General features: G+C 63.6%; 12 protein-coding genes. 9 read left to right on the top strand and 3 right to left on the bottom strand.

From position 1 onward, the window contains the following. The first annotated feature begins 504 nt into the window (after positions 1-504). Together ACVDG8_RS04390 and ACVDG8_RS04385 are read left to right on the top strand one after the other, a co-directional pair. Positions 505-1,101, top strand: coding sequence for a TetR/AcrR family transcriptional regulator (locus tag ACVDG8_RS04390; RefSeq protein WP_447257226.1), 597 nt, complete (start codon positions 505-507; stop codon positions 1,099-1,101). 313 nt (positions 1,102-1,414) lie between these two features. After that, complete coding sequence (locus ACVDG8_RS04385; protein WP_447253601.1) at positions 1,415-2,611, top strand: IS256 family transposase; 1,197 nt, start codon at positions 1,415-1,417, stop codon at positions 2,609-2,611. A 79-nt stretch (positions 2,612-2,690) separates the two neighbouring features. Here ACVDG8_RS04385 and ACVDG8_RS04380 read toward each other — a convergent pair whose 3' ends face one another. Further along, positions 2,691-3,854, bottom strand: a complete 1,164-nt coding sequence (locus ACVDG8_RS04380; protein WP_447253600.1) for an IS4 family transposase — start codon at positions 3,852-3,854, stop codon at positions 2,691-2,693. Positions 3,855-4,103: 249 nt separating this feature from the next. Between ACVDG8_RS04380 and ACVDG8_RS04375 the strand changes: the two genes are divergently transcribed. Together ACVDG8_RS04375 and ACVDG8_RS04370 are read left to right on the top strand one after the other, a co-directional pair. Continuing rightward, positions 4,104-4,427, top strand: coding sequence for an endonuclease domain-containing protein (locus ACVDG8_RS04375; protein ID WP_455707556.1), 324 nt, complete (start codon positions 4,104-4,106; stop codon positions 4,425-4,427). A 162-nt stretch (positions 4,428-4,589) separates the two neighbouring features. Then, the gene (locus ACVDG8_RS04370; protein ID WP_447253598.1) at positions 4,590-5,420 is read left to right on the top strand and encodes an aldo/keto reductase; all 831 of its coding nucleotides are present in this window, start codon (positions 4,590-4,592) and stop codon (positions 5,418-5,420) included. Between the two features lie 90 nt (positions 5,421-5,510). On the opposite strand, the gene ACVDG8_RS04365 is transcribed toward ACVDG8_RS04370, so the two are convergent. Continuing rightward, positions 5,511-5,783 (bottom strand): hypothetical protein, encoded by a 273-nt coding sequence (locus tag ACVDG8_RS04365; protein WP_447253597.1) that lies wholly within the window; start codon positions 5,781-5,783, stop codon positions 5,511-5,513. A 293-nt stretch (positions 5,784-6,076) separates the two neighbouring features. On the opposite strand from ACVDG8_RS04365, the gene ACVDG8_RS04360 reads away from it, so the two are divergent. The 4 genes from ACVDG8_RS04360 (at position 6,077) to ACVDG8_RS04345 (ending at position 10,677) form a co-directional block, all read left to right on the top strand. Beyond that, positions 6,077-6,808, top strand: a complete 732-nt coding sequence (locus ACVDG8_RS04360) for a DeoR family transcriptional regulator (RefSeq protein ID WP_447253596.1) — start codon at positions 6,077-6,079, stop codon at positions 6,806-6,808. 117 nt (positions 6,809-6,925) lie between these two features. After that, positions 6,926-8,491, top strand: a complete 1,566-nt coding sequence (locus ACVDG8_RS04355) for a sugar ABC transporter ATP-binding protein (RefSeq protein WP_447253595.1) — start codon at positions 6,926-6,928, stop codon at positions 8,489-8,491. Next, a complete protein-coding gene (locus tag ACVDG8_RS04350; protein ID WP_447253594.1) occupies positions 8,488-9,471 on the top strand; it encodes an ABC transporter permease in 984 nt (327 codons plus the stop codon). Before ACVDG8_RS04355 ends, ACVDG8_RS04350 begins: the two co-directional genes overlap by 4 nt. Positions 9,472-9,531: 60 nt before the next feature. Next, positions 9,532-10,677: a substrate-binding domain-containing protein gene (locus ACVDG8_RS04345; RefSeq protein WP_447253593.1), complete on the top strand. Its 1,146-nt coding sequence runs from the start codon at positions 9,532-9,534 to the stop codon at positions 10,675-10,677. Positions 10,678-10,747: 70 nt separating this feature from the next. On the opposite strand, the gene ACVDG8_RS04340 is transcribed toward ACVDG8_RS04345, so the two are convergent. Further along, complete coding sequence (locus tag ACVDG8_RS04340; RefSeq protein ID WP_447253592.1) at positions 10,748-11,047, bottom strand: hypothetical protein; 300 nt, start codon at positions 11,045-11,047, stop codon at positions 10,748-10,750. A gap of 143 nt (positions 11,048-11,190) precedes the next feature. On the opposite strand from ACVDG8_RS04340, the gene ACVDG8_RS04335 reads away from it, so the two are divergent. After that, entirely contained in the window at positions 11,191-12,117 is a 927-nt protein-coding gene (locus ACVDG8_RS04335; RefSeq protein WP_447253591.1) for a VOC family protein, read from the top strand. Positions 12,118-12,148 lie beyond the last annotated feature (31 nt).

Here is a 12,148-nt window from a genome sequence, read left to right as displayed (position 1 = left end):
TGGAAGCTGCTAATCTCCCCCTCGTGGGGGAGATGCCCGGTTCACCCTCCGTAGCTGCGGCGCAGCTGCTGCGGAGGACGGGCAGGGCAGAGGGTGGCGCTGTCCCGCCGACTTTCGAATTCGTCATCCTCGGGCTTGACCCGAGGATCCATGCCGTGACGTTTGCCGAGTAACGCGGCGGGCCAGAATTCCGCACCGTAGCCGCGCTCGCAGGGAATGGCATGGATCCTGGGGTCTGCGCCGCGTCGCTTCGCTCCTTGCTTCGCCCTAGGATGACGAACTCACGGGCGAAGCCGTTATTCGCGGACGTCGCGAAAGGCGCCGCACTCCAGCGGGCAGGGACAGCTTTCCGTCCTTCTCTACGTGACATTCCGCTTCCCCTGGTTATACGATGGAACCACTCCACTTAAGCGGAGGTGCCTCCGTTTATTTAACTGGGGTCTGGCCAGCGATGGTTCAAGCCCCCATATTGCGTTGGTGGAGAAAAAAGTGTCCGACCAGGAAATGACCGCCGAGGCGACGCGCGAAGCGTCGGCGCCAAAGCAATTGCGCGTCGACGCGCAGCGCAACCGCGACAAGCTTGTCGAGGTAGCGGCGCAGACCTTTGCCGCCGACGGCGTTGATGCTTCGCTGGAAGAGATCGCCAAGCGGGCAGGGGTCGGCATCGGCACGCTCTACCGTCATTTCCCGACCCGCGAGCATCTGGTCGAGGTGGTCTATCGCCGCGAGGTCGAGGGCCTGTGCCACGCCGCCGAAGAACTCGCGCGTGAGCATCCGGCCGACGTCGCACTGGAGCTGTGGATGCAGCGCTTCGTCGACTACATCGCCACCAAGCGTGGCCTGGCCACCAGCCTGCGGCTTCTGCTCACCACAAACTCGACGCTGTTCTCCGACACGTCGGGCCGTGTTTCCGGCGCGATGCGCAACCTGATCGACGCGGCCGCCGCCTCGGGAAAAATCCGCGCCGATGTCGACGCCTCGGATGTCATGCACGCGCTCGGCGGCATCTACTCCGCCCCCAACACACCCGACTGGCGCGACCGGTCAGGGCGGCTGGTCAAGCTGCTGATGGATGGGTTGCGGTTCGGCGCGAAGGGCTAGCCAGCTGGTCCGTCGAAAGGCACCGCGAGGCGCCTTGGCCTTACTTCCCAACCGCCTCCACTTTATAGCGCAGCCACACCACGCCGCCTTCCAGCGTCTCCGTGCCGAAATGGCGAAGCGCCTTGCCGGCGGCCGGACGATCGTCGGCAACGCCCAGGGGCGCCGTAAAGTGTTGGTGTGGAGAAGGGCGAGGCGTCGAAGCTGCTGATCTCCCCCGGTAGTGTGCTGAGAGTTCTGCAAATTCGCTGAGAGGGGGCGGTCATGGCAGGCTGGTGATTGTTCACGTCACCGATTCCCGCGAAGGAACGCCACCATGACCAAGATTGAAAGTAAGACCGCCAGCGCTGCCGTCAAAGACATTCTGCTTTCGAACCCGGATGGACTGCACGAAGTGATCCGCGCGGTGATGCAGGAGGTGCTCGAGGCCGAGATGGACGAGGCGCTTGGTGCTTCGAAAAGCGAACGCACGCCGGAGCGGCTGGGCTACCGCTCGGGCTACTATGGCCGCACCCTTGTCACGCGTGTCGGCAAGCTTGAGCTGCGGGTTCCGCAGGACCGCTCGGGGCGCTTCTCGACCGAATTGTTCGAGCGCTACCAGCGTTCGGAGCGAGCCTTGGTGGCGACGCTGGCCGAGATGTATGTGCAGGGTGTGTCGACCAGGAAGGTGAAGGCGATCACCGAGGAGCTGTGCGGTCATGCGTTTTCGGCCTCGTCGATCTCGGCCATCAACAAGCGGCTGGACGAGAGCCTCGCTGCCTTTGCCAGGCGCCCCCTTCAAGAGCCGTTCCCTTACCTCATCCTCGACGCGCGCTATGAGAAGGTGCGTGAAGCCGGCGTCGTCATGAGCCAGGCGGTGCTGATCGCTGTCGGCATCGACTGGGACGGAAGGCGCCAGATCCTGGCTGTGGAGATGGCCAATCGCGAGAGCCGTTCGGCCTGGAAAGACTTTCTCGTCTCGCTGAAGGCGCGCGGCCTCAAGGGTGTCGAGCTGGTCGTCTCCGACGACCATGCCGGCCTCGTGGCGGCGATCGGTGAGGTGATCCCGGAAGCGGCATGGCAACGCTGCTACGTCCACTTCCTCAGGAACGCGCTCGATCATCTGCCGCGCAAGCACGGCGACGACTGTCTGCAGGAACTGCGCTGGCTCTACGACCGGCGCGATCTCGCTGAGGCCAAGGCCGATCTCGCCGCATGGCTCGCCAAATGGTCGCCTCGTTATCCGCGCCTGACAGGCTGGGCCGAGGATGCCATCGAACAGACCCTGACCTTCTTCAGGCTGCCGAGACAGCACCACAAGCATCTCAAGTCCACCAACATGCTCGAACGGCTCAACGAGGAAATCCGCCGGCGCACCTATGTCGTGCGCATCTTCCCCAACGCCGAAAGCTGCCTGCGCCTCGTCAGGGCCTTGGCTGTCGAGACCAACGAAAACTGGATGGAGGCCAACCGCTACATCAACATGGACGACCTGCGCGAGCACAAGAAGCTCGCTCTGCGCCAAGCCGCATGACCAGCATCGTGGCCGCCCCAATTTGCAGAACTTGACGCACACAACCTCTCCCCCCTCGTGCAGGGCTGTCCGGGGAAAGTTATTCATATATGAAGGCCATCTGATTGGGGGAGGATCGGTCTCTTGGTCGGCTCGGATTGACCGGCGGCGGCTTGTCGATGGCGTGTATTTTTCGCCGCCCGAACAAGTATTGGGCGACCATCTCTGTGAACCTCAGGATTGGAATGGCGACGCAGCGGGTGCGCGCGACGATGCGCAGCAGTGCATAGGCCATCATTGCCGCGAAGAGCTGCAGGCGGATTGCATTGGCGTTATTGCCCAGGAACTTGCGGATATTGAGGTGCTGCTTGATCCAGCGGAACAGAAGCTCGATTTGCCAGCGGCCTTTGTAGAGCTGCCCGATCTCGACTGCGGAGCGCTCCAGGTCGTTGGTCAAAAGCATGATGGTGTCGCCCTGCTCGCGCTGAATGCGCAGGCGCCGCAGGCGCATCGGCAGCTTGCAAACGCCCTTGCTGACCAGGCTCACCTCACTGTCTTCCAGGACCAGGAAGCCGTCGCCCTGCGGCTCGGCTATGGGGCGATTGCACACCTGCGCCAGCCCCATGTTGGTCTTGGGCCGCGTCACGAAGACCGACCCGGCCTCGGCGATCGCCGTCCACCAGCCATAGTGGCAATAGCCCTTGTCGAACACATAGGTCGCCGCGGGTTCGATGGTGATCCGGCGGCCGATCTGGGCGTCGTTGACGTTGGCGTCGGTGATGTCGAGGACGCGCGGATGGTCGGCCTTCGGGTCATAGACGACATGCACCTTCATGCCGCGGATGCGGCCGTTCGACTTGGCCCAGTCGCACAGCTTGCCGAGTGGAATGGGGGTCGAGTCGATCAGCCGCAGCATGTCTTGGCCCTCTTGCCGCGTCTGTCGGTCGAGCAGGCCCGCCACAAGGCTGAAGGCCTCGGCAAAGATGGCGACCGGACGCCGTCTGTTGGCGTCCGACAAGGTCGAACGCATCAGCGGACCGCTGCCCAGGTGGTAATGGTGCTGGCGGTTGGCGTTCCAGCCGGCCTCCAGGCCGCGCAGACCGCTGCTGCCGCAGAACTGGGCATAGATCAGCACCACCAGATGATCCCAGCTCCTGAACGATTTGTCGTAGGCATCCCCGTCGTGGCGATCCACAATTGCCTGGAATTGACGGCGATCGACGGCTTCAAGAAGCTGCCCGAAGATGCTAGGTGCAAAGCGCATGCCCCGTTCCTTTTCTGAGTCTCGACAACCAGAGAAAAGACGGACAAACCCCGTTTTACGGGGCATGCACATGCGGCATTTCGATTCACTCAAAACTTTCCCCGGACAGCCCTGCCCCTCGTGGGGGAGATGTCCGGCAGGACAGAGGGGGGCGCCGTAGAGTAGAAGCGTTGCCGGGACAACCTCAGCCTAGTTGCGACCATGCCGCATACACCTCTGCCGCCTCGACATCGTGACAACGCCAAATCGATGCGCAAGGTCATGACCAGCGCGGAGCTGAAATTGTGGAACGAGCTTCGTGCCCACCGGCTGATGGGTTTGGGCTTTCGCAGGCAATTTCCGGTCGCGGGATATATAGTCGACTTCGCTTGCCCACAGATGAAGCTGGTCGTCGAAGTAGACGGGTCACAGCACGGCGACACCCATCTTTTGGAGATCGACAGGCTTCGGACCGAGCGCCTTGAGCAGGACGGCTGGATCGTCCTGCGTTTCTGGAATGACGATGTCATTCGCGACATCGACAATGTCTGTCAGCATATTGTCATTGCATCGGGATTGGCTGGACCGAGTTGAGATGCTGGCGGGACAGCGCCCCCTCTGTCCTGCCGGACATCTCCCCCACGAGGGGGAGATCAGCAGCTTCGACGTCGCGCCACCGTCTTCGCCGTCACCCTCGCATTATCCGCCATGCAGCCTACATAGACGGCTCCACCCACCTCGCATAAGGAACCCCCCATGCCTGAACAGCTGACATTGAACGACGGCGCCACCATCCCGCAGATCGGGCTCGGCGTGTGGCAGGTCGATGCGGACATCACGGCCAAGGTGGTGCGCTGGGGCATCGAGGCCGGCTACCGGCTGATCGACACCGCCGAGGGTTATCGCAACGAGGAAGGCGTCGGCGAGGCGATCCGTTCCGCCGGCGTGCCGAGGAGCGGGCTCTTCATCACCTCGAAACTGCGCAATGGCGCGCATCAGCGCGACGCGGCGCTGCGTGCCTTCGACGACACGATGCAGAAACTCGGCATCGACCGGATCGACCTCTTCCTCATCCACTGGCCGGTGCCCAGCCAGAACAAATATGTCGAGGCCTGGAAGGCGCTGGTCGAATTGCAGAAGGCCGGTCGCATCAAGTCGGTCGGCGTGTCGAACTTCAACCAGAACCATCTGGAGCGCATCATCGGCGAGACCGGTGTGACGCCGGTGGTCAACCAGATCGAATTGCATCCGCGCTTCCAGCAGCGCGACAAGCGCGATTTCCACAAGCAGCACAACATCCATATCGAAAGCTGGAGCCCGCTGGGCAGCGGCCGGCTGCTTGCCGATCCGACGCTGGAAAAGATCGGCAAGAAGCACGGCAAGTCGGTGGCGCAAGTCATCATCCGCTGGCACTTGCAGGAAGGACTGGTCGTCATCCCGAAATCGGTCCACCAGGAGCGCATCGCCGGCAATTTCGATGTGTTCGATTTCGAACTGGATGGCGACGACATGCAGACCATCCGCGGCATGGACGCGCGTGACGGCAGGACGGGGCCGGACCCGGCCACGGCGGCGTTTTTGTTCTGAAGGATTGAGCTGCCAAGCCCCCTGCGGGGAGATTGGCAGCTTCGGCGCGCTGATTCATTTCTCCACGGAGGAGAAGGACCAGGTCGCCAACTATCCCTTCTCTTCCACCAGGATCACCAGCGATTCAGGTACCACGCCGTCGAACGCCATGGCATCGGCTGCTTGCTTGCTCTGCATCAGGGCCGCAAGCTTGTCCATGTCTGGAACGTCCATCATCAGCGCCACACGCGTCGGGTCGCGCGGATCGACGAAGGTGCGCATATTGGTGATCCCGAGCGCGCCGCAAATCTCCTTGCGCTTCGGCGAGTTGAGCCAGTGCTTGGCGCCTTTGGTGATGTTGTGATGGCCGATGACCGTTGGCATTTCAGACCCTCCCGAGGTGACGTCCGACGGGTCCGAGATCGCCCGTCCGCAATCTACGCGGACGCCACTCAGCGCCGTTTCCATCTGACTGTCAATTAGCATTAACTAAATAAGGGCCGCGCATCATGCGAGGGCGGCCGCGACGGCCAATCCACCATGCGGAGGAGGGAAAATGGCGGCTTCGGCGTCGCTCACCTCCTCGAACTGAACCGCCATTCATCCCCCCGGCTTGCATGCCGGTCACGCGACCTGTTACATTCCTCACATTTTAATGTGATCGACAGGCCCGGTGAATGACAGCTCGCAAGGCGGAGAGGACGGCAAGGTTGATGCACTTGCTGTCGGAGAGGCGTGTCATCCATCTCAGCGAGGCCGCAAGCCTGCTTGGTGTTTCCGAAATGACGGTGCGCCGCGACATCGCCACCAACCAGGACCAGATCGCCTATCTCGGCGGCCATATACTGGCAGCGGCCGAGATCGATGCCGATGTCCCTTACGAGTTGGCGACAGCGGCCGACAGCCATGCCGCGGCCAAGCGCGCGGCATGCCTCAACGCGGTGCGCAGGATCCGTCCCGACGAGACGATCTTCATCGATTGCGGCACGACGCTGGTTCATCTCGTCGACCTTTTGCCGGATAATTATCAAATAACCGCAATATGTTACGCCATGAACGTGGCGGAACGCCTGACCCGCAAGGCCAATGTCACCACCATCATGCTGGGCGGCGTCTACCATCCCGCATCGGCCTCGTTTTCCGGCACGCATGACTTCGACATCCTGAGCACTGTCGGCATCAACGCCGCCTTCCTGTCGGCCGCCGGCATCGATGCCGAGCGCGGCGCGACCTGCGAGCATTTCCACGAGGCGGTGGTCAAGCAGAAGGTGATGGGGCTGGCGCGCGAGAATTTCCTCGTCGCCGACTCCAGCAAATTCGGCAAGCTCAAGCGTGCCTACTTCGCGCCGGTCGGCGCCTTCGACGCCATCATCACCGAGCATGGCGAGGTAGCGCCGGACGCTCTTTGAGGCGCGATCGCGATTTGACATTTCGCCGGGCTGATGGAAAAGTCACAAAAAAAGTAAGAAAAGTCTCAAGGGGTAGAGTCGGCGTGCCGGGGCGCCGGAGGAGGAAACACGGGCCTCATGACCGAACCGGGTTCGACTTCGCTATTGCCCGCGGCTCCCTTGCTTCGCGTCGAAGGTGTTCGCAAGCGCTTCGGCGGCGTCATTGCGCTGCGCGGTGTCGACCTCTCCGTGCTGCCCGGCGAGGTGCATGCGCTGCTCGGCGAGAACGGCGCCGGCAAGTCGACGCTGATCAAGATACTGAGCGGCGTGCAGGGCCATGACGGCGGCTTGATCGAGATCGACGGCAAGCCCGCCAGTTTCTCCTCGCCGGCGCAATCGCGCGAGGCCGGCGTCGCCGTGGTCTATCAGGATCTGAGCCTGGTGGAATCGCTGTCGGTGGCCGACAATCTTTTGCTCGGCCGCGAACCGCGCAACCGCTTCGGCTTCCTGCGCAAGCGGCAATTGCTCACCCAGGCGCAAAATTTCCTGCGCGCGCAAAACATCGCGCTCGACGCGCGCGCCATGGTCGGCTCGCTGCCCTTCGCCTACCGGCAGATGACCGAGATCTGCAAGGCGCTGATGGGCGATGTACGTCTGCTGATCCTCGACGAGCCGACATCGGCGCTGACCGACGATGAAGAGCGCATCCTATTCGACGCGATCCGCAAGGCGGCCGCGCGCGGCGTCGGCGTCATCTACGTCACCCACAGGCTGAACGAGGTGTTCCGCATCTCCAACCGCGTCACCGTCTTCCGCGACGGGCAGAACGCCGGCACCTTCGTCACCGCCGACACCAACATGCGCCAGCTTGTCGGCGCGATCGTCGGGCCGGACCATGCGGTGCTGAAGGCGCCGGTGGCTGAAGCCGGCGATACCGCCCCGTCACTTCAGCCGCGCGAAACGGTGCTGCGGCTGAGCGGCGTTTCCAACGACCGCCTCGACCGCGCCGAACTCGAAGTGCGCGCCGGCGAGATCCATGGGCTCGCCGGCCTGATCGGCAGCGGCCGTACGGAAATCCTGCAGACGATCTTCGGCCTGCGGCCGGTCTTGATGGGGCAGGTGAGCCTCGACGGCAAGTCGCTCAAGGGCGTCGATCCGGCGGCGGCGATCGCGCGCGGCATCGCGCTGGTGCCGGAAGACAGGCAGGTGCAGGGCCTGGTGCTCGAGCATTCGATCGAGCGCAACCTGACGCTGCCCAGGCTGCCGCATTTCTCGCGTATGGGATGGCTGGAGCGGCGGCCGGCGGCCGAGCAGGCCGACAGCGCCATGCAGCGTCTGCGCGTGCGCGCGCCGAACGCTTCGACCGCGGTCAAGAACCTGTCCGGCGGCAACCAGCAGAAGGTGGTGTTCGGCAAATGGAACCAGCCGGTGCCACGCGTGCTTCTGCTCGACGAGCCGACGGTCGGCGTCGATGTCGGCGCGCGCGAGGAGATCTACGGCGTCATCCGCGCCGCCGCCGCCGCTGGCAGCGGCGTGCTGATGGTCTCGTCCGACCTGCCTGAACTGGTGCAGCTTTGCGACCGTGTCTCGATCGTCGTCGATGGCCGCATCGTGAGCACGGTCGCGCGCGCCGAAATCGGCAGCGCCGAGGAACTCCACCATCTGATCCAGCTTTCGCAGACTTCGGAAGAGCACGCCGCATGAGCGATACCCAAACCGCCGCACAGCCGGCCCCGGCCAGCCAGGGGCGCTCGCTGCTCCAGCATCTCATCAAGGGCGAGCGGCCCTATATGCTCTATGTCGCCTTCGTCATCATGCTGGTCGTCTTCAGCCTGGCCTCGCCATGGTTCCTGTCGATCGACAACTTCCTCAACATCGGCCGGCAGACGGCGCTGGTCTCCATCATTGCCGTCGGCATGACCTTCGTCATCATCGCAAGACAAATCGACCTGTCGGTCGCCTCGACGCTGGCGTTGTCGGGCATGGCGGCCTCGCTGGCGATGAGCCTCGTCTTCAACAACTGGGCCTTCGGCGCGCTGGCCGGCCTGGCGACGGGCGCGCTGATCGGGCTGATCAACGGGCTGCTGACGACCAGGCTGGAGATCCCGTCCTTCCTGGTCACGCTGGGGTCGCTGAGCGCCGCGCGCGGGCTGGCGCTGATGGTCACCAACACCAAGCCGGTGATCATCACCAACGACTATTATTTCAAGATCTTCGGCGAGGGCTCGGTGCTCGGCGTGCCGGCGCCGATCCTGTGGACGCTGGCTGTCACCGTCGCCGGCATCCTGCTCCTGCATTACAGCGTCTACGGACGGCGCATCTATGCCGCCGGCGGCAACCCGACCGCCGCGCTTTATTCCGGCGTCCACATCAAGCAGGTGACGACGCTGGCCTTCGTCATCACCGGCACGCTGGCCGGGCTTGCCTCGCTCATCCTGTCGGCGCGCTCGCACGCCGCGCGTCCGGATGTCGTCCAGGGCATGGAGCTCGATGTCATCGCCTCGGTCATCCTTGGCGGCTGCAGCCTGTTCGGCGGGCGCGGCTTCGTGCTCGGCACACTGCTCGGCAGCCTGATCATCGGCACGCTCAACAACGGACTGGTGCTGCTCGGCGTCAGTTCCTCGCTGCAGCTCGTCATCAAGGGAGCAATCATCGTGGCCGCCGTCGCATTCACAAGGAGGTAGGGGCGAGGGGAGCGGCAAAGCATTCAACAGGGACGTGAAACAACCAAACGGAGGAGAATCATGAGAAAGCTTGCAACACTGGGTTCTATCGGCATCGCCGTCAGCGCGATCACCCTTTCGACATCGATCGGTATGGCGCAGACCGCGCCAGGTTGCGTCACCAGCGTCGACCTGGCGACGCTCGGGCCGAAAGGCATCGTCGGGCAGGGCCCGCATGGCGAGAAGGCAGCCTCGCCCGATGAGTTGAAACTGACCGACGACGAGGCCGCCAAGGTCAAGGCCGGCAAGTTCAAGGTCGGCATCTCCATGCAGACGGTGAACCTCGACTGGTCGCAGCTGCAAGTGGCGGGTATCAGCGAGACGCTGGCCAAATATGGCGTCGCCGTTACCGGCGTGGCGTCAGCCGAATATCAGGTCGACAAGCAGATCGCCGATATCGAGAACACCATCCAGCAGCACCCGGACGGCATCATTTCCATCCCGGTCGACTTCACCGCGACGGCGCCGACCTACAAGAAGGTGGGTGAGGCCGGCATCAAGCTGGTGTTCATGGACTCTATCCCGGTTGGCCTCTCATCGCCAAAGGATTTTGCCTCGATGATCTCGGCCGACAGCCAGGGCAACGGCCAGATTGCGGCGACTATCCTGGCGTCTTGCATGCCCAAGGGCGGCACGATCGGGCTGGTCAATTTCGGCGTCGACTATTTCTCCACCAACGAGCGCACCAAGGGCGTCAGCGAGTGGATGAAGAAGAACCGGCCCGACATCGTCATGAAGCAGGTCGACTTCACCGATCCTTCGAAAGTGTCGCAGATCGCCGGCGACTTCCTCACCGGCAATCCCGACGTCAAGGGCATCTTCGCGGTCTGGGACCAGCCAGCGCTGGACACGCTGTCGTCGATGCGCGCGCAGAGCATCGACATTCCCATCGCCACTGTCGATCTCGGCCTGCAGTCGGCCATCGAGATCGCCAAGGGCGGTCCGCTCAAGGCGACCGGCTCGCAGCGTCCCTATGACCAGGGCGTCGCCGAGGCGCTTGCCATGATGAAGGCGCTGATCGGTCAGCCGACGCCGGCCTGGGTCGGCGTGCAGTCGCTGCCGGTGGTGCAGTCCAACGTGCTGGAATCCTACAAGACCGTCTTCCACAAGGATCCGCCGGCCGAACTGGTCGACGCCTGCAACGCCGCCAAGCCGGCCTGCAACTAACCAGATGCTTCGCCATGGGCACGGGCAGGCCCCGTGTCCATGGCGTATCTTCTAAGTTGAAAAATCGGCGTCAGATCCCGTCGCCGTCCACCAGCGGCACGTCCTCGCCTTCCCACGGGCTCGGCATCGAAGCACGGCCGGCCGACGGCAGCGCCATCCAGCATCTGAGCTCCGGCTCGGCATATTCGACGATGCGGCCGGGCGAAGAGTCCGACGCCCGCCAGCCTTCCGGGCCGAACTGGTCGGCGCGGGCCCAATAGGCCATGTCGACCTCGGCCGGCCCCTGCTCGGACGAACGCACCGTCACCAGGATGCGGCTGCCGTCCCGCGGCGCGCTCGCCATGTTGCGCCATTGGTCGGTGTCGTCCATGCGATTCCTCCAAAAACAAATGCTTGGCCGGGCCCGGCGATTCAAAGCTTGAACTGCCCTGATATGGCGATAGTCGCCGTCCTCCGGGAAGGGGTCAACCCGAACTTGGTGCGAGACAGAAATATCATCTGGAGCTAATATATTTGCCGACCGCAATCGGACAGACGACGATGGAAAAAGGATTGCTGTCTCAAGCCACCCGTCTCGGGCCGGTCCATCTCAGGGTGACCGACATCCCGGCGGCCTTGACTGTCTGGCGCGGCACGCTCGGGCTCACGCTATTCAATGAGGATGATGCCATTGTGGAGCTCGGTGCCGGCGGCCGGGTTCTGATCATGCTCCATGCCGGCGCGGAAGTCGCCCTGCCGCAGAAGTCGCGCGATCTCTTCCATGTCGCCATCCATGTCACGACCCGCCGCGACCTCGCGCACACGGCTGCCCGCCTCAAGGCGTCGGGCTTGCGATACAGCGCCCAGGACCACCTTATTTCGGAATCGCTCTATGTCTCCGACCCGTCGGGCAACGGCATCGAGATATGCTTCGACACGCCGGAGCGCTTCCTGCGCCGGCAAGTATCGCCCGACGGCCGTGTGGCGCTGATCGCCGTCGACGGCAGCTCGCATACCGGGCTCGAGCCGCTGGACGTATCGGGCCTGTTGCGCGATCTCGGCAATTCCGGCCATGTCGAGCCGAAGATGGCGCGGGACGCCTTCATCGGCCACATCCACCTGCGCGCCCGCGCCCCGGAGACGCTGATGGAATTCTATCTCGGCGTGCTCGGCTTCCGGCCGCATATCCAGTCGCGGACCTTCGGCATGTTCGACTGCGGCACCCAGCGCCGCGCGCATATGATCGCCTTCAATATCTGGGCGCGCGATGAGCTGCGCGAGCCGCCGCCGAATGCCGCCGGCCTCGACCATTTTACCATCGAGCTTGGTTCCGCACAGGAGCTTGCCGCCGTGGAGCGCAGGCTCGAAGCGGCCAACGTGCCAGCGAAAAGGGATGGCGACGTGGTTTCGACTGCTGATCCGGAGGGCAACCGCTTGCAGCTCCTGGTCCAGGGAGGTTGACCGCGGCCATTTGACGAGGGGAAGGTGGAGA

The organism is Mesorhizobium sp. ORM8.1 (assembly GCF_053005525.2).
Note: the sequence above shows the minus strand (reverse complement) of the source record. Positions and strands in the feature narration are given on the sequence as shown.